This is a genomic window from Streptomyces spongiae (assembly GCF_009377185.1).
Classification (GTDB): Bacteria; Actinomycetota; Actinomycetes; order Streptomycetales; family Streptomycetaceae; genus Streptomyces; species Streptomyces spongiae.
Map to the genome: position 1 here is coordinate 1 of NZ_VJZC01000167.1, position 17,866 is coordinate 17,866.

Annotated in this window: 13 protein-coding genes and 2 pseudogenes; 13 read left to right on the top strand and 2 right to left on the bottom strand. The window is 68.3% G+C overall.

Features of this window, described 5'->3' with window-relative positions; genetic code table 11:
- From FNH08_RS22470 to FNH08_RS53155, 11 genes are all read left to right on the top strand, one after another.
- A partial coding sequence (locus FNH08_RS22470; protein WP_152773295.1) for an ABC transporter substrate-binding protein occupies window positions 1–1,170 on the top strand: 1,170 nt, incomplete at its 5' end.
- Window positions 1,170–2,129, top strand: coding sequence for a carbohydrate ABC transporter permease (locus FNH08_RS22475; protein WP_152773296.1), 960 nt, complete (start codon window positions 1,170–1,172; stop codon window positions 2,127–2,129). The genes FNH08_RS22470 and FNH08_RS22475, both read left to right, overlap by 1 nt.
- Entirely contained in the window at window positions 2,126–3,013 is an 888-nt protein-coding gene (locus tag FNH08_RS22480; RefSeq protein WP_152773297.1) for a carbohydrate ABC transporter permease, read from the top strand. Before FNH08_RS22475 ends, FNH08_RS22480 begins: the two co-directional genes overlap by 4 nt.
- Window positions 3,014–3,119: 106 nt before the next feature.
- Window positions 3,120–5,426 carry a glycosyl hydrolase family 65 protein gene (locus FNH08_RS22485; RefSeq protein ID WP_152773298.1) on the top strand — a complete coding sequence of 769 codons (2,307 nt, stop codon included), beginning with the start codon at window positions 3,120–3,122 and terminating at the stop codon, window positions 5,424–5,426.
- A gap of 441 nt (window positions 5,427–5,867) precedes the next feature.
- On the top strand, window positions 5,868–8,153 hold the full coding sequence (locus FNH08_RS22490; protein ID WP_152773299.1) for an exo-beta-d-1,3/1,6-glucosidase: 2,286 nt from the start codon (window positions 5,868–5,870) through the stop codon (window positions 8,151–8,153).
- A gap of 25 nt (window positions 8,154–8,178) precedes the next feature.
- Entirely contained in the window at window positions 8,179–10,029 is a 1,851-nt protein-coding gene (locus FNH08_RS22495; protein ID WP_322725123.1) for a carbohydrate-binding protein, read from the top strand.
- Between the two features lie 146 nt (window positions 10,030–10,175).
- A complete protein-coding gene (locus tag FNH08_RS22500) occupies window positions 10,176–11,249 on the top strand; it encodes a TnsA-like heteromeric transposase endonuclease subunit (protein ID WP_322725124.1) in 1,074 nt (357 codons plus the stop codon).
- 1 nt (window position 11,250) lies between these two features.
- A complete protein-coding gene (locus FNH08_RS52130) occupies window positions 11,251–13,503 on the top strand; it encodes a transposase (protein WP_228034283.1) in 2,253 nt (750 codons plus the stop codon).
- Entirely contained in the window at window positions 13,500–14,744 is a 1,245-nt protein-coding gene (locus tag FNH08_RS22505) for an AAA family ATPase (protein ID WP_322725126.1), read from the top strand. Before FNH08_RS52130 ends, FNH08_RS22505 begins: the two co-directional genes overlap by 4 nt.
- A 39-nt stretch (window positions 14,745–14,783) precedes the next feature.
- Window positions 14,784–15,380, top strand: a complete 597-nt coding sequence (locus FNH08_RS54040; protein WP_228034287.1) for a TniQ family protein — start codon at window positions 14,784–14,786, stop codon at window positions 15,378–15,380.
- Window positions 15,381–15,529: 149 nt separating this feature from the next.
- The gene (locus tag FNH08_RS53155; protein ID WP_265579787.1) at window positions 15,530–15,652 is read left to right on the top strand and encodes a hypothetical protein; all 123 of its coding nucleotides are present in this window, start codon (window positions 15,530–15,532) and stop codon (window positions 15,650–15,652) included.
- An 85-nt stretch (window positions 15,653–15,737) separates the two neighbouring features.
- On the opposite strand, the pseudogene FNH08_RS52135 reads toward FNH08_RS53155, so the two are convergent.
- Window positions 15,738–15,930 (bottom strand): annotated as a pseudogene (locus FNH08_RS52135) (RNA polymerase sigma factor); the annotation flags it as partial.
- A 32-nt stretch (window positions 15,931–15,962) separates the two neighbouring features.
- Window positions 15,963–16,571, bottom strand: coding sequence for a YdeI/OmpD-associated family protein (locus FNH08_RS22520; protein ID WP_152773300.1), 609 nt, complete (start codon window positions 16,569–16,571; stop codon window positions 15,963–15,965).
- Window positions 16,572–16,793: 222 nt separating this feature from the next.
- Between FNH08_RS22520 and FNH08_RS22525 the strand changes: the two are divergent.
- Both FNH08_RS22525 and FNH08_RS22530 read left to right on the top strand, forming a co-directional pair.
- Window positions 16,794–16,898: pseudogene (locus FNH08_RS22525) on the top strand (TetR family transcriptional regulator); the annotation flags it as partial.
- A gap of 87 nt (window positions 16,899–16,985) precedes the next feature.
- Window positions 16,986–17,822 (top strand): YceI family protein, encoded by an 837-nt coding sequence (locus FNH08_RS22530; protein ID WP_152773301.1) that lies wholly within the window; start codon window positions 16,986–16,988, stop codon window positions 17,820–17,822.
- Window positions 17,823–17,866: the final 44 nt, after the last annotated feature.

A 17,866-nucleotide genomic window follows, 5' to 3' on the forward strand; every position in this document is an offset into this window, starting at 1 on the left:
GGTTGGGACGGGCCGCCCCAGTCGGAAGTGTTCCGTCGGTTCTCCGAGAAGATGACCGAGAAGCTGGGCGTGAAGGTCACTTACCAACAGGTCGTGGGCGACTACCTCTCCAAGCTGCTGTCGCAACTGTCCGCCGGTGCTGCTCCCGACGCCTTCTACGTCGGTGACATCTACATGGCCAAGCTGATCGAGACCAAGCAACTGCTCGACCTCACCGACTACCTGGACAGTGGCCACGCCGCGGTCAAGCTCGATGACTTCCACGAGGGGCTGTACCAGTGGTGCAGGCCTGCGGATGGCAGCCCCGGCCTGTACGGGCTGCCGGTGGACTGCAGCCCGCTGGTGTTCTGGTTCAACAAGGACCTCCTGGCCGAGGCGGGCGTCAGCACCGACCCGGCCGCCCAGTTCGAGGCGGGCACCTGGACCCAAGACGCGCTGACCGACCTGCTCGACAAGATCCGCGCCACCAAGAAGAAGGGCCTGCTGATCGGTTCCGGCAACTGGTTCGACTGGTTCGGCTGGATGTCCACCTTCGGCGGGACGCTCTTCGACGACTCCGGCAAGGCGGTGTTCGACACCGACCCCAAGTCCCAGGACGCGCTGGCGTGGCTGTTCGAGCAGCTGAAGTCGGGAAACATCGCCTACTCCGGCACCCTCCCGCAGGGACAGAGCGGCGACGTGCTGCTCTACGCTGGCCAGCTGGCCTGCGTCACCAACAGCCGCGTCATCCTGCCGAACGTCAAGAAGCTTAAGTTCGGCTTCGACATCGCCCCCTTGCCCTCCTTGTCCGGCAAGGACGTCATGCCGGTACCGGTCAACACGGCGGCGCTGTCGGTCAACGCCAAGTCCAAGAACCAGGCCAAGGCGCTCGAGTTCCTCGGCAACTACCTGAACGCCGAAGGGCAGAGGTTCCGCCTGTCCGGCGGCGGCAACGCGGTGCCCTCGGTCAAGGGCCTGGACGACATCGTCACCGAGGGCAACGTGCCCGCGCACGGCAGCCTGTTCAACGACGTCGCGGCCAAGGGCTACGCCGTCCCCAGCGCGATCGCTGGCAGCGTGAAGGTCGCCAACGAACTCCCGCTGCTGGTGGACAAGATGCTCAAGGCGGGCAACGAGACGCCGAAGTCGTTCAGCGGCAAGGTGGTCCGGCTGATCAACGGGGGCGCCTGATGGCCGTCAGCAGTGCCGGTTCTCGGGCCCGGGCGCAGCTGACGTCCGCGGAAGGGGACGTCCACGCGGACCGGCGGCGCCGGCGCCGGCGAGGCGGGGACACGGCCGCGGGATACCTGTTCCTGGCGCCCCAGTTGCTGGGGCTGGTGGTGTTCATGGTCGGCCCGCTGCTGTTCGCCCTGGTGCTGGCGTTCTACCACTGGGACGGGTTCGGCACCCGGTCCTTCGCCGGGCTGTCCAACTTCGCGGAGATCATGTCCTCCCCGCGCATCCAGTGCTCGGCGGTCAACACCGTCTGGTTCACGGTGTTGCAGGTGCCGGGACTGATGCTCACGGGATTGTTCTTTGCCCTGCTGATGCAGCGGGCCGGCAAGCTGACCCCGGTATACCGGCTGGCGTTCTTCGCCCCGGTGATCACCTCTTCGGTCGCGGTCGCGGCGATCTGGCTGTGGCTGTTCAACCCCGACATCAGCCCGGTCAGCAACGCGCTACACGGGATCGGGCTGCCCGCGCCGAACTGGCTGCAGGACGCCCGGTTCATCATCCCGGCCTTCGCGATCGTCGGGATCTGGCAGGGCCTGGGCTACCAGCTGGTCATGTTCATGGCCGGGCTGCAGAGTATCGACCGCTCGTACCTGGAAGCCGCCTTGCTGGACGGCTGTTCGGAGTGGCAGAAGCTGCGGCACGTCACCATCCCGCTGCTGTCCCCGACCATCCTGTTCCTCTCGATCACCTCGATCATCGGCTCGTTCCAGGTGTTCGACTACATCTACGTCTTCTTCGGCGACGGGGCTCCGGACTCCGCCCGCACCATCGTCTACGAGGTGGTCCAGATCGCCTTCGGCGATTTCAACTTCGGGGAGGCATCGGCTCTCGCCTTCCTCCTGTTCCTGGCCCTGCTCGCAGTCACCGGCTGCCAGCTCGCAGTCCAGAAGAGATGGGTCCACTACACAGAATGAGTACTTTCTCCGACACCATCAGCCGGGCGGTCACGACCGCCAAGGGCGCTTCCGGCTCCGGCCGGCCCGCCCGTCACAAACTACTGCTGCACGCGGTCCTCCTCGTCTGCGCCATCGGCATGGCGCTGCCCTTCGCCTGGATGCTGTTCTCCTCGTTCAAACCCTTGGGCGAGATCTTCATGCAGCCGCCCAAGCTCTTCCCTCAGGACTGGAACCAGCAGGGCTACCGCACCGCACTGGGCGGGGCCGACTTCGTCCGTGGGTTCTGGAACAGCACCTACATCGCCCTGACGGTCACGGCGGTATCCCTGCTCACCTCGGCGATGGCCGCCTACGCGTTCGCGCGGATCGACTTCTGGGGCCGCCGTTGGCTGTTCATGGTCTTCCTCGCGACCATGATGGTCCCCGGCCAGCTCACGATCATCCCGCTGTACATCATCATGGGCTGGCTGGGCTGGGTGGACACCCATGCCGCAATCATCGTGCCGCCCGCACTGTTCAACGCCTTCGGCGTCTTCCTGCTGCGTCAGTACGTCAAAGGCATCCCCGTGGAGTTGGAGGAAGCCGCCCAGCTCGACGGCGCCGGCCGGGTCCGCAGGTTCGTGACGATCATCCTGCCGCTGCTGCGCACCCCTCTCACGGCGTTGGGGATCTTCACCTTCCTCGCCCAGTGGAACAACTTCTTCTACCCGCTGATCTTCCTCAACAGCTCCGACAAGTTCACGCTGCCGCTGCTGGTCAACCAGTTCATGGGCCAGTACACCTCCGACTGGCCCACTCTGATGGCCGCCACGACCTTGCTGGCGGCACCGATGCTGATCGTGTTCGCGTTCGCGCAACGCCAGATCGTCGAAGGCATCGCCCTGTCCGGCTCCAAGTCCTGAGCCACGCACGTTCACAAGGCCGGTGGCCGAGCTCCGGGCTACGCCAGGCCACCCAGCGCTCCCAGCCCATGAACCCCACGACAACACCCATCCGAGAAGGGCACGCATGACCCCCCACGAAGACCCCTCCGACAACCCCACCCACGACCCGGCACCTACGCGGTCCCAGCACGCTCCTGGCGGTCACGACGACCACACCACCACCGCCACAGAAAAGTCCCGGCCCGACGCCGGGTGGACGCTAAGCACCACCGAAACCGACGACGACTACGCGCCGACCTTCCTCGGCAACGGCTATTTCGGCGGCCGGATCCCCGCGGCGGGGACCGGATACGCGACGACGCCGATCGAAACCCAAGCGCACCTGGCCGGGTTCTTCGCCCAGAACGGCCCGATCGAGCAGTACGCCAACATCCCGACCTGGTCCACGCTCGCGTTCTCCGACGAGTCGGGCACCTACGGCCGGCTGCCACAGGCGGCGCGCGCAGGCGAACAGGACGACCCGGAGCAGGGAGCGGTGAGCAACTACCGGCAGACACTGGACCTGCGGGCCGGGCTGCTGACCACACAAGCGACATGGACCTCACCGGCGGGCCGCCGCACCGATCTCACCTACCAGGTACTGGTCCACCAGGCCCGGCATCGCGTGGCCGCGGTCCAACTCGCCTTCACCCCGCAATGGAGTGGCAGCGCGCGCGTGTCCGGGGTCTTCGACGGGACCAGCGCAAGGCTGACCGAACAGTCGAGCAAGGGCTACGACCGTACGGCGGCCGAGTCGTACGAGACGGTGACGACGCTCGGCACGGGTATCACCGCAGCGCTCGCGTCGCGACTGGAACTGCCTACCGGGGTGGCGGCACACATCGCCGACTTCGAAACCGACCAGGTCCAGTCGGTTGGTGTGCAGGCCACCTTCGATGTGCAGGCCGGCAGCACGTACACGGTCACCAAGTACGTCGGTGTGGCCAGCTCCCAGGACTCCGAAGACCCGTTGTCGGCTGCTCGCGCCGCCGCGGCGGCCGCGGCGGACACCGGGTACGGGGACCTGCTGGCCGAGCACAAGGCGGCGTGGGACGACCTGTGGCGGGCCGACATCGAGGTCCTGGGGGATCCGGTGCTGCAGCTGCACGTCCGCGCGAGCATGTTCTACCTGCTCGAGAGCACCCGCGCCGGGGTGAACTGGAGCCTGTCCCCGTGCGGCCTGTCCGGCGACGGATACAACGGGCACGTCTTCTGGGACACCGAGACCTGGATGTACCCAGCGCTGCTGGCCCAGCACCCGGACATCGCGGCGGGTATGAACACCTATCGACAGCAGCGTCTGGCCGCGGCCCAGGAGTACGCGACCCGAACAGGGTTCGAGGGCGCGAGGTTCCCCTGGGAGAGCGCGCTGCACGGAGACGAACAGACCCCACCCGGCTGGGAAATGGGTGACCTCGAGCACCACATCACAGCCGACATCGCACTCGCCCACTGGCAGTACTACCTCGCCACCGGCGATCGCGGCTGGCTCGCCGAGAACGCCTGGCCGGTGCTGCAGGGTGCCGCCGAGTTCTGGGCGAGCTCCGCCGTTCCCCACGACGACGGCGGCTACGACATCAACCAGGTGATGGGCCCGGACGAATACCACTTCCCGGTCGACAACAGCGTGTACACCAACGTCGCGGCCGCTAAGACCCTGCGGATCGCCACCCGGGCAGCGAAGGTCGTGGGCGTGGCCGCGGACCCCGAGTGGGACCGGGTCGCCGACGGCCTGCGGGTCCCGTTCGACGAGGATCTGGGCATCCATCCGCAGTTCGACGGCTACGACGGCGACACCATCAAGCAGGCCGACGTGGTGATGTTGCAGTATCCCTGGGAGCACCCCATGCCCGCCGAGGTCGCGCGGAACGATCTCGATCACTACGTGCCGCGCACCGACCCTGACGGGCCGTCCATGACCGACTCCATCCACTCCATCGCCCACGCCGCACTGGGGACGCCCGGGTCCGCGGCCTACGACTTCATGCGGCGCAGCGTGGACCCGTTCATACGCGGACCGTTCAACCAGTTCGCCGAGGGACGTCACGGAGGCGCGTTCACGTTCACCACCGGACAGGGAGGTTTCCTGCAGGTGTTCCTCTACGGCTTCAGCGGGATGCGCTGGCGTGAGGACCGACTCAGGCTCGACCCGACCTTGCCACCTCAGTTGGACGGCCTCACCCTGCGCCGGATGTTGTGGCAGGGACGCGAGTTCGACGTCGAGATCGGCCCGGAGCACACCACGATCACGCTGACCGGAGGTCTCCCGACGCAAGTAGAGGTCGCGGGCGCGACACACCCACTGCGTCAGGGCGCACCGCTGATCCTGCCGACCCGCCGGCCTGACCTGCGGCCCACCAGTGACCTCGCCGGCGCGTCGAGGAGAGTGTGACCGCAAGCTCGCGGTCCCTCTCCGCGTCCATCAGCGCCGCGACAGGCAATCCGGTCACCGCCTGACCATCCACGTCGCGGTTGCTGCTCGCCGCAGTCTGGTTATCACCGCAGTCGTAGTGGCGGCGCATCAGGCCCACGGCAACAACCAACTGTGACTGGTGGCCCGCGGACGCGAAGGGAGCCCGCGGATCCCTAAGCGAAGCGGTGCCGACCGCCTGCGACACCTTCGTCCGCAGCCCGATCGGTTCGGCAACGTGGCCAAGGCCATCGCGCTTGCAGGCGTACCCCCGCAGGCAACGGCGTCTGAAACACCGTCTCGACTGTTTCCCAGGAGATCGAACTCATGAGTTCAGAAGCACACCGGAACCCGGCAACTGCGTGCCGGGAGGCAGGACCGGAGTCCTCCTGTCGCCCAGAGCGCCCCGCGGGCTCAGCGACCATGACCTCGCCGGCCTACCGGGACCCGTCGAGACCGCTCGAGGAACGCCTCGAGGATCTGCTCGCCCGCATGACGCTGCCCGAAAAGGTCGGACAGATGCTGCAGCTGGACGCCCGGGGTGACTTGGAGGACGTCGTGGCCACGAAGCTGGCCGGGTCGATCTTGCATGCCTCGCCCGAGCGCATGCACGCTGCCGTCGAGCTGGCGGCAGCCACCAGGCTGGGCATCCCGCTGCTCGTCGCTGACGACTGCATCCACGGCCATTCGTTCTGGCCGGGTGCCACGATCTTCCCCACGCAGTTGGGGATGGCCTGCACCTGGGACACCGAGCTCGTTGAGCGCATGGCCCGGGCCACCGCGGTGGAAGTCGCCGCGACGGGCATCCACTGGACCTTCTCGCCGGTGCTGTGCATCACCCGCGACCTGCGATGGGGCCGTGTGAACGAGACCTTCGGGGAGGACCCATTGCTCATCGGGGAGCTGGGCGCCGCGATGGTCCGCGGGTATCAGGGAGCGGGACTGGACGACCCGACAGCGGTTCTGGCCTGCGCCAAGCACTTCGCGGGCTACTCGGAGACGCAGGGCGGACGCGACGCGAGCGAGGCGGACCTGAGCCGGCGCAAGCTGCGCTCATGGTTCCTGCCGCCGTTCGAGAGGATCGCTCGCGAGGGCTGCCGCACGTTCATGCTCGGCTACCAGGCGATGGACGGGGTCCCGATCACGGCGAACAAGTGGCTCCTGAACGACGTCCTGAAGGGCGAATGGGGCTTCACCGGCACGCTCGTGACCGACTGGGACAACGTGGGCCGGATGGTGTGGGAGCAGAAGGTCTGCGCAGATGCCGTGGAGGCCGCGACGGTCGCGGTGCAGGCCGGAAACGACCTGGTCATGACCACGCCGGACTTCTTCGAGGGCGCCCAGGAAGCAGTCGCGCAGGGGCGGCTGCGAGAGGAGGAGATCGACGAGGCGGTCCGGCGGATCCTGAAACTGAAACTGGAACTGGGCCTGTTCGAGGACCCCCGCGCGCCGGACCGGACACGCCAGGCCGACGTGATCGGGTGCGCCGAGCACACCGCCCTCAACCTCGAACTCGCCCGAAAGTCCCTGGTGCTGCTGCGCAACGACGGCACCTTGCCCCTCGACGGCGGACTGACCGTAGACGGTCAGGGCCACACCGTCACCGCCGGGGGCCCTCGCACGATCGCCGTGATCGGACCCAACGGCGACGACCCGCAGGCCATGCTCGGCGACTGGGCCGGCGCATCCGGCCAGGTGGACTGGATGCCGGACGGGCACCCGCGCGAGACCGTCACGACAGTGCTCGACGGGTTCCGCGCAGCCGTTCCCGACGGGTGGAAGGTCACCTACGCCCCCGGCGCCGACATCGGGCGCCTCGTGCCGGACCCGCAAGGACCGGTGTACCCCGACGGGCAGCCACGTCCGCCCCTGTTCGGGCCCGCGCCCGTCGACGAAGCTCTGATCGCGGAGGCGGTCAGCCTCGCGCGCGCGGCTGATTACGTCGTCGCCGTCGTCGGAGACACCGTCGCGCTTACAGGTGAAACTTGCTCGACCGCGACCCTGGAACTGCAGGGCGGACAGGTCGCCCTCCTCGAGGCGCTCGTCGCCACCGGCACACCCGTCGTCGTGGTACTGGTCCACGGCAAGCCCTCGGTACTCCCCGATGCCGCGCTGGCGGCGGCAGCGCTGATTGAGGCGTTCAACCCGGGTATGCGAGGCGGCCAGGCGGTGGCCGAGTTCGTCCTCGGTCTCATCGAGCCGTCGGGACGCCTGCCCCTTTCCGTGCCACGCCATGTCGGGCAGCAGCCCGTCTACTACAACCAGGTGCGCGGCCAGCATGGTGACCGTTACGCCGACCTGACCCAGGAACCACTCTTCGTCTTCGGGGAGGGTCTGTCCTACAGCACCATCGAGTACACCGACCTGGCCATCCTCGATGAAGTCGTGGCATGGGACGGCGTGGTTCGCGCCGAGGTCACCGTCTCCAACACCGGCGCCCGGCCGGTACTGGAGACCGTGCAGGCCTACATCAGCGACGTGGTCACGAGCGTCACGTGGGCAAAGCAGGAACTCAAAGCCTGGCAGCAGGTCACGGTCCCACCCGGTGACAGCGTGCGGGTCCGGCTGACGATCCCCGCTACGGCATGCTCCCTGGTCGACGCCGAAGGACGCCGGATCGTCGAGCCCGGAGCGTTCGACCTGCTCGTCGGCCCCAGCTCACGCGCCGCCGACCTGCTTCGCGCCCGTTTCACCCTCAGCCAGCCATGACATCCAGGAGCCGCTCCATGTCCACGTGTCCGCTTCCACTCCCGCGCAACCGTCCTCCCCGCAGGGCAGAGCCCCGCTCAGCCGCCGGACCTTCCTGACCGCCGCCGCCGTGGCGGCAGCGGCGGGCGCCGAGCTCGTGCTGCCGGGCCGGGCGAGCGCCGCCCCGAGCCGTCCGCGCGCCGCAGGCTCGGCCCAGGTGACCTGGAGCTCGGAGTCCACCGCGAGTGGCTACGCGCCCATGAGCGGCACCTGGTACGCCGATCCGGCGACCGGCCTGGCCGCGGTCCCCTACAAGCTCAGTCAGCAGGACGACATCGCACTGGCCGCCTCGGGCAGGAACTTCGGGCAGGTCATCAACATCGACCCGGCGAAGGCGTACCAGAGCATGCTCGGCGTCGGCTCCTCGATGGAGGACTCGACCATCCACAACCTGGCGCTGATGCGTCCGGCCGTGCGGACCAAGGTCCTGCGGGCGCTGTTCGACCCCACCAGTGGCGCCGGGTTCAACATCACCCGCATCTGCTTCGGCACCTCCGACTTCAGCCATACGACGTTCTACTCCTACGACGACGGGCCGGCCGACCCGACCCTGTCGCGGTTCTCCATCCAGAAGGACGTTGACAACCACATCATCTCCACCCTGCGGGACGCGCTCCGGATCAACCCGGACCTCATCGTCTTCGGCACCGCCTGGAGCCCGCCGGCCTGGATGAAGGACAACAACAGCCTCATCGGCGGCCACCTGCTCGACGAGCACATCCCCACCCTCGCCCGCTACTACCGGAAGATCGTGCAGGCGTACGCCGAGCAGGGCATCACCATCCACGCCATGACGCCTCAGAACGAACCCCTCTACGCGGCGCCCTACCCGAGCATGCTGGTCACTTCGCAGCAGGAGGCGCAGCTCGTCGACGCTATGCGCGCGAACTTCGCCGCCGGCATGCTCGGGACCAGCGACTCCGGCTGCAGCGACACCTACCGCAACACCAAGGCCATCGCTTTCCACGACTACGACGGCGACCCGGGAGCGATGTCCCTGCTGAAAACCAAATACCCTGGCCTCGACATGGCCATGACCGAACGCATGTTGTGGGGCACGGCGGGCGCGGACCGGATCGCGCGGTACATGCGCAGATGGTCGACGACCTACGTCGCGTGGGTGACGATGCTCGACCAGAACCGCGACGCCCAGCAGTACGGTGCCCCCGACCCGACGCCGCTCATCCAGAACCCCGACAACCGCGACACCTACTGGGCCCTGCCCGAGTACTACCTCTTCGCACAGTTCTCGAAGTTCATCAAGCGCGGCGCCAAGCGGATCTGGAGCGACTACGGCAGCGCCGCCACCATCACCACGGTGGCCTTCCTGAACCCGGACGGCACGATTGCGACCGTCGTGGTCAACCAGACCTCCTCGGCCCAGCAATTCACACTGCGCAGCGGGCAACAACAGCTCATAGACGCCATCCCGCCGAAGACCGCCGGCACGTACGTCTGGACCCCCTCGACACCGCCCGCCACGACCTCCGACGCGTATAGCCCGATCCAGGCCGAGGCGTACGGCGACGCCTCCGGCGTCGCTGTCGAGGTCACCGCCGACACCACCGGTGGGGAGGACATCGGCTCCCTGTCCAACGGCGACTGGGCCAAGTACGGCAACGTGGCATTCGGCGCCCAGGCCGCGACCCAGTTCAAGGCCCGGGTGGCTTCCGGCGCCGCCAGCGGCGTCAGCGGCCGGATCGAGGTCCGACTCGACTCACGCTCCAGCACCCCGGTCGGCAGCATCACGGTGGAAAACACCGGAGGCTGGCAAACCTGGACCACCAAGACCGCCGACATCTCCGGCAACCTCAACTGGTTCACGTTCACCCGCTGACCCTTGCTCTTGCGGCCGGGCTGCCGGCGCCGCGACTCGGCGAGTCGGTCGGCGAGCACCGCGCCGGCGCATGGCCCACTACCCCGGCATGTACTTCCTCGCCACCCTTGCCGACACGACCCGCCTCCAGATCCAGCCGAACGCTGGTGGGCCTGGTCAACGCTGCCCGCTGGGCTCCCTATCTGCTCTTCGGCCTCGTGCTGCCGATGAACTCGAGCCTTTCGCGGCTGTCTGAAGGCACGGCGCGGACGGTGGTGGGGTGTCTGTGCACCGCTCGTTTCGTGGCCGGACTCGGTCATGCATGCACGCCGAGAGGTGCGGGCCTGATCGGCTGGATGCGTGTTGTGACCATGTCGCGGGAGCGCGCCCTGGGCCTCTTGTCGCGGTGTTGTGCTGGCGGGGTGGGTACGCGGGCCAGAGTGCGGTCGGATGTGTGCGGGCTGGATCTTCTGATCGCTCCGTACGCGATCGCCGACAAGGTCCGGGACCAGCTGGTGCGGGGCGAGGGCTGGCCGAGGCGGTGGATGACGGCCTGGCGGTTTGGGGGCGATGAGGTGGTCTGGCCGGTCCGGGACCTGGCGTCGGTGCCGCTGCTGGGATCCGAGCCGGTGCGCCGGTTCACCTGGCGCCCTCGTCAAAGGCATCGGCCGGGACTGCAGTTCATGGTCTCCACGGGACGCCATCACGGGTTTGAGTCGCTGGAGGAACAGCGGCTGCTGCTGGCGCTCGATTTTCTGCAGGTGGCGGAGGTGCTGCCGCAGCCGTTCCGGCTGGAGTTCCAGCACGCCGAGGGCCGTGCTGCGCACACGCCGGACTTCCTGGCGATCTGGCCGGACGGCGGCCGATGGCTGTTCGATGTCCGGCCGCGCCGCTTGATCGGGCAGGACGACGCGCTCAAGTTCGCGGCGGCCTGGGAGGCGGCCGTTGCCTGTGGCTGGCGCTACGCGGTGGTGACCGGGTGGCGTTCGTCTGTGTTCGAGGGGTTGGATGCGCTGTCGGCGCAGCGCAGGCCGATGGACGATCTGCTCGAAGTGCGGGAGTCGCTGCTGTATGCCGTTGCCGAACGCCCCTTGCATTTTGGCGAGTTGGTCGCATCGACGAACTGGCCGGTGGTGGCCCGCGCCCATGCCCTGCACCTGCTCTGGCACCGGCGTCTCGCCGTCGATCTGGGCGAGCCCCTGGGTGACGGCTCGCTGATCTGGGCGGGCAGAGAGGGGTGAGATGCAGCGAGAGTTGCTGGACCTGGCGGCAGGCGGCGGAGTGCGTCTCAACGGCGTCGAGTGGACGGTTGAGGCGGTGGAGCCGCAGCTGGGGCGGATCGTGCTGCGCGATGGCGCGGGAGAGCGCCAGCGACGGCCGATCCGGTGGCTGATGCATCACCCGGACTGCCATCCTTCGGGAGTGTCTGCGACTTCTGAGGGTGGTTCGTGCCAGCTCGCGGAGAAGACGGATCTGACGGAATCGCAGCTGGAACGGGCCCGGTTGCGGGCGGCGCACATGTTGGAGGCGCAGACCGGTTACCGGGGCGGCCACCCGTCATGGGCCCTGCCGGGTGAGCCGCGACCGGCCTACGATCCGGAGCGGACGACGCTGGCCCAGCGTCGCCGGGCGAAGGCCGAGGAGCTGAAGGCGCTTGGCCCGGAGGAGGCCGCCGTTCTGGGCGTGGATCGCATGAGCGAGCGCACTCTGCGGCGACTGGCCACCGCAAGCAGCGAGGACATCGTGGCTGGCTGCGCTGACGGCCGTTGGACCCGTCGAAGCGGCGGGCACCCGAGCATCACCGAGGAGATCCGGGAAGCGATCTTCGCGGTGAGGAGGGAGAGTCTCCTGCGGTCGCGGATCAGCATGCGGGCCAAGCATCGCCTGCTCCATCAGTACGTACGCGAGACGTTCCCCCTTTTCCCGCTGGAGAAGGTGCCGTGCTGCAACACGCTACGGACAGTCTGGAGGCAGTGGTTCGGGCCGGATGGGGCCCGGCAGTGTTACGCCCGGTCCGCGGATGCGGCCCGGGATGCCTCGCAGCGGGTGGTCGTACACCGGCCGGGGCAGGTGGTTGCCCTGGATACCACGCCCCTGCCGGTGAAGGTGCGCGAGTCGGTGTTCGGTGAACCGGTCTCGGCGATGCTCACGCTGGCTTTGGACCTCTTCACGCACTCGATCGTGGCGTTTCGGTTGACGCTGGTGTCGGACACGTCGGTGGACATCGCGATGTTGCTACGGGACGTGATGCTGCCGTTGCCGATGCGTGAGGGCTGGGGCGAGGACATGGAGTGGCCCTACCCGGGCGTCCCGGCCACGGTGGTTGCCCAGTTCGCCGGGCACCGGGTTGCGGCCCTGCCGTTCTTCGCCCCGGAGACGGTGACCACCGATCATGGCAGCCCCTACAAGAACCACCACGTGGTGGAAGCGGAACGGACGCTGGGCTGCAATATGCTTCCCGCCCGCACCCTGCGGCCCACGGACAAATTCGTCGTCGAGCGGGCCTTCGCCGCGATCAACAGCCTGCTGCTGGAGCACCTGCTGGGCTTCACCGGAGCCGATGTCGCCGACCGCGGCGCCGACCCGGAAGCCGACGCGGTGTTGTCGATGTCCCAGACAGAACACCTGATCGCGACCTGGGTGGTGAAGATCTGGCAGAACCGGATCCTAGGCGAGTACGCGCCGGCCTGGGGCCCGGGCGAGGACCACAGCCCCAACTCGCTGTTCGCCGCGGCGATGCAGCAGGGCGGCTTCGCTCTGCAGATCCCCAGGCCAGAGCTCTACTACCGCCTGCTCAAAGCCCACTACGTCAGGATCCACCCCCGGCGCGGGGTGAAGATCGGCGGACTTTGGTATCACGCGCCCGTCCTGGACGACCCGCGTTTTCACCTGCCCTCAGCCCGGGGCGGCCGGCACAAGGGCAAGTGGCTCATCCGTTCCGATCGCCGTGACCGGCGCACTGTGTTTTTCCAGGACGACGTTGAGCCCGACCGCTGGCACGTGCTGAGCTGGACCGGGCTACCTCGCGAGAGCGAGATTCCGGCTTTCTCCGACCGGGGCGCCGAGACGCTGCTCGCCGAAGTCCGCCGGCGGGGACTTGCTCCCCGCTCCGATGCCGAACTCCTCCCGATCGTGCTGGAGTTGCTCGGCTCCGCCATTCCGGTCGCCCAGTGGCCGACCCAGATGACCAAGCGCGAACGCAGCAGACGGTCCCGGCAGCACGCACAGGCCGAGGCGGTCGCGGTCGACCGGGCGCCGGCCACGGCTTCGGGCCGGGACGGCGACGCGGACGTGCTGGCCTGGCCCGACCAGGCTCGCACCATTCAGGAGAGCGTCGACGCCGATCGGCGCCGCAGACGCGAGGCCGCGACTGCCGGCCGGCGGCCCACCCCTCCGCCGCGCCTCGGCGAGACGCTGCGGCGCCGGACGCTGTTCCTGCTGCCACCGGACGAGGACGAAGCCGAAGCCGTCGCCCGACCCGAGGAGCGCAGGTGAGCCACGCCATCCCGGAAAGTGATCTCGCTGAGGCGCTACTGCGGCAGGCTCCGCGCCGCGACACCTACACGGGCTGGCAGAACTGGCGCACTTCCCGCCGCTCGTTCGTTCCCGCGCCGAAACTGTCCCTCGCCGAGTGGAAGGCGCTCAGCCCGCGCGAACGGTCGCTTTATGACCTGCACCGCACCGCGACCCACGTCCATCTGCCGTTGCAAGAGACGCCCATGTCGTTGAAGGTGTCGCGCCTGGTCAACCGCCGCCTGCGCAACAACGCGCTCAAGACACGGCCGTCCACCCGGGCCGGAGTGATGGTGACGGGCTGGGGTTACCAGGGCAAGACGGAGACAGTCTGTGAGGTCGCCGCCGCATTCGAGGACGCCTGGCTGGCCCTGCATGATCACCTCAATCCGAACACCGTGGACGGCGTCCGGGACCTGCACGCCCCCGTCGCCTACGTCCAAACCCCCGTCACCGCCAAACCGAAGGGCACCTGCCAGGCGATCCTCAACTTCTTCGGCGCCGAGAACCGACGGCTGACCCTGCCCCAGCTGATCCGGCAGGTCGCCGACTCACTGGCCGACCACGGCACCCAGGCGCTGATCCTCGACGACATCACCCGCCTGCGCATGCACCGGGCCGACGACCAGGACACCCTGGACCTGATCCGCGCCCTGATGAGCATGAACGTCACGCTTGTCCTCGTCGGCGTCGACATCCTCGGCTCGGGGCTGCTGCGGCAAGGGCACTGGGACGCCACGACTCGCCAGTGGGTGATGCCACCCTCCACGCACACACGCGTCCACGGGCTGGAGGCCACACAGACCGAACGCCGCTTCGACCTGGTCGAACTCGACCGATTCCGCTACACGACACCCGACCAGATCGCCGCCTTCCATGACCACCTTGCCGGCCTAGAAGACAGCCTGCGGCTGTTGAAGGCAGAGCCGGGCCTGCTCACAGCCGGCACCATGCCCGAGTACCTCATGCGCCGCACCGACGGCGTCGTCGGTCTTCTCGAACGCCTCATCGAAGACGGCTGCCAAGAAGCCATGGACAAGGGAAAGGAAACCCTCGACGAGGACCTGCTCGACGAGATCATCCTCAGCCTCGACGACCCAGACCGCGACCCACAAGCTGGGGAGATCCCCTCCATCCCCGGATCCTCCACTCCGAGAACGCCACGCAAAGCCGCGCGGAACACCGTCCTCGACGATCGCGGCCCCGCCACCGCTGACCGGTGACCAGCCCTGTCACGGCTTCCTGAACCCCTGCCCCGAGCCCTGGCTCCACTTCCCGGGGAAGGACTGCCCGGGCTCACCCTGAGGCTGGCCCACCGCCTGGACCTCTCGCCCACCATGCTGTTCGCACGAACCGGCCTCCAGACGTCCACGGCCTCTTACACCTCGGCCCGGCTCCTTCTGGGCCTGGGCGACCGCCTCACAGCGTTCGCCCAGGCCACTCAGCTCACTCCTGCCGAAGCCGCACGTCTCACCCTCGCGCCCGACACCGAGCGATACCCGTCCATCGCCATGTCCCTGCACCCGCGACCCAAGCGGTTCTTCCCCTACGGCCTTTGGGTGTTCACCAGCTTCACGCGGTACTGCCCTCACTGCCTCGCCGGAGACGGCTCGATGATCCAGCAACGACACGGCGGCCCCTGGAAGATCCGATGGCGCCTCCCGGTGATCTTCATCTGCCAGGACCATCAGACCTTCCTCCGGGATGGCTGCCCGCGCTGCCACCGATCAGCCCACGCTTTCGACCAGGCTGGCAGCAGACTCCTGCCGCTGTCTCCCTCCAGGCCACCTGGCCACAGGGCAGGCGCTTCACACCGACCGGGCTGTCGGACGCACTCGAAGAGCACATTGATCAGCTGAAACGACGGGCCGGCGAGAGAGGAGACCACGCGGAAAGACTGAGGTGGGACGCCCCACCTCGCTCTGCCGTCGCCACCGCCATCCTCCTGGAGGGAGCTGCCACGCTGCTCGACCTGGAACGACCGGCGCTCCGGGAGGCTCTGCGCACCATGCTGCCCTCCGCACCAGCGAAGTCGTCCAAGCAGTGGGGACGCACCTGGCTCCACCTCAAGAAGCACGCCTCCACGCAGCTCCGCGATGACGTCGAAGCCGCGGTGGCCAACTATCTCTGAGCGAAATGGCCAACTGTTTTTGAGTACAGCCCAGTCACCAGCTGTGTTGCCACCGCCTCTGGCCAACTATCGCTGATGGTCACACCAGTCCCTCCCACACGCAGAGCGTGAACACCTCGCGCTCCCCGCGCGGCACGGGGTCGGGGGGCGGGTCTGATGAGCGCCGCCTGGTGTCTTCGTGCCGCTCGCGCGGTGTTGCGCATGACGTTCGTCGCGATGCCCAGCAGCCACGGGCGGAGACTGTCGTCCCCCGGAAGCACCCGCGCGCCGGGGCCCCAGGGCACCACACGGCCGCGGCCCCTCTCCGTGACTACGGGTACAGCTTCTCGCCCTTCGCCAGCATCGCTACGTACTTCTCGATCCGGCGTGCCCGGGTCTCGGCCTTCTTGGCGTCCTGGATCCTGTACAGGATCGCGTAGCGGTTCTGCCGGTCCAGTGTCCCGAAGAACGCCGCCGCGGCCGGGTCGACAGTCAGGGCCGCCGTGAGGTCGTCCGGCACTGTGGCGGTCTTCGCGCTGTCGTAGGCCGCCTCCCAGCGGCCGTCTGCCTTGGCGCGGTCGACCTCGGCCTGCCCCGCGGGATGCATCCGGCCCTGCTCGATCAGGGCGGCCACCTTGTCCCGGTTGACCTTGGACCACTTGCTGCGCGGCTTGCGCGGGGTGAACCGCTGGAGCCACCACTGGTCGTCGAACTTGGCCTTCTGGCCGTCGATCCAGCCGTAGCAGAGTGCCACGTCGAGCGCCTGGGCGTAGTCCAGCGCGACGATTCCGGGGCCCTTCTTGCGAAGCTTGAGCCAGATGCCGGGCGAGACGGCGTGGTTCTCGCCGAGCCATGCCTGGAATGCCTCGGCGGATTCGAATACGACGGTCTCCAAGTCCTGAGTCACCCCAGCAGCGAACCACACCCGGCCGATTGCCATGACGCATTCAGGCACGGCCCCGGATGCCACGGGCTTGCTCAACGTTACGACGTTGCTGCTCGACCGCGACGGGGTGTCCGTCGCGCGGGTTGAGCGGCCGGCCGCAGTTGGAGCCGACCCCCTAGGTACGAAACTGTTTCGTTTTGATTGAGTCCGGGGTATCGTCGGACATAGGGACAGGGTGTACGAAACCGTATCGTTCATTTAAGGAACGTGAGTGGAGTGACCGAGGTGGCACCGTCGCGCCGCAGTCGGTTCACGCCCGAGCGCGAGGCCGAGTTGTACGCGGCTGTGCTCGACCTGCTCAGGGACGTCGGCTATGAAGCCCGACTCCGTGGTTCCCCCCGCACCCGTCGCCAGACCCACACCCCGGACCAGCCTTCCCCCGGCCCCAGCACCTGAGAGGCAGCGAGCATGACCACCACCGGAACAGCCGGCCTGCGGGCCCGGATCCGCACCAAGGACGGCTGGGCCGTCCCGCACGCCGTGCTGACCGTCACCGACATGACGGGCCGGCAGGCACTGCGCCAGGAGGCATCGCAGGACGGCCTCCTGGCGACCGACGCCCTGGCGCCGGGAACGTACACCGCGATCGTCACCGCGGTCGGGTACGGCCCGGTCGCCGCCACCGCCGTCGTGACCGCCTCCGGCGGCACCGACCTCGGCTCGCTCGTGCTGACCCGCGCCGGGGGCGTGGAGCTTCCGCCGCCCGGGCCGTGGACGATCGACCCGGCACACTCCACGGTGAGCACGGTCGCCCAGCACCTCGGACTGACCAGTGTGCACGGCCGTTTCAAGGAGTTCGGGGGACGCATCGAGGTCACGGAGAACCCGCTGTCGTCGAACGTGGAGGCTGTCATAGAAGCCGCCTCGATCGACACGGGCAACGCGATGCGCGACGGCCACCTGCGCTCCCCGGACTTCCTCGACGTGGACGTCCACCCCAAGATCACCTACCGCAGCACGGGCATCACCCCCGCGGGCGAGGCCCGCTGGACCGTCCACGGCGAACTCGCCCTGCACGGCGTGGCCCGGTCCGTCGATCTGGACCTGTCCTACCTGGGCACCGGACCGGACCCGTGGGGCGGAGTACGGGCGTCGTTCCGCGCGAGCACCGAACTGCGGCGCGAGGACTTCGCCATGAACTACAACCAGGTCGTCCAGGCGGGCATCGCGGCCATCGGTGCCACCCTTCGCGTGGAGCTCGACATCCAGGCCGTCCAGGGCGAGCAACTGCCGCCCGGCCCCTGACGACGACCCCCGCACACAGCGTCCGCCGCCCGGGAGATCCGGGC

Coding starts and splice junctions, on each gene's coding strand:
- FNH08_RS22485 (WP_152773298.1), top strand. CDS start 3,120: ATGACCCCCCACGAAGACCCCTCCGACAACCCCACCCACGACCCGGCA.
- FNH08_RS22475 (WP_152773296.1), top strand. CDS start 1,170: ATGGCCGTCAGCAGTGCCGGTTCTCGGGCCCGGGCGCAGCTGACGTCC.
- FNH08_RS22520 (WP_152773300.1), bottom strand. CDS start 16,571: ATGGCAATCGGCCGGGTGTGGTTCGCTGCTGGGGTGACTCAGGACTTG.
- FNH08_RS22480 (WP_152773297.1), top strand. CDS start 2,126: ATGAGTACTTTCTCCGACACCATCAGCCGGGCGGTCACGACCGCCAAG.
- FNH08_RS22490 (WP_152773299.1), top strand. CDS start 5,868: ATGACCTCGCCGGCCTACCGGGACCCGTCGAGACCGCTCGAGGAACGC.
- FNH08_RS53155 (WP_265579787.1), top strand. CDS start 15,530: ATGCTGCCCTCCGCACCAGCGAAGTCGTCCAAGCAGTGGGGACGCACC.
- FNH08_RS52130 (WP_228034283.1), top strand. CDS start 11,251: ATGCAGCGAGAGTTGCTGGACCTGGCGGCAGGCGGCGGAGTGCGTCTC.
- FNH08_RS22530 (WP_152773301.1), top strand. CDS start 16,986: ATGACCACCACCGGAACAGCCGGCCTGCGGGCCCGGATCCGCACCAAG.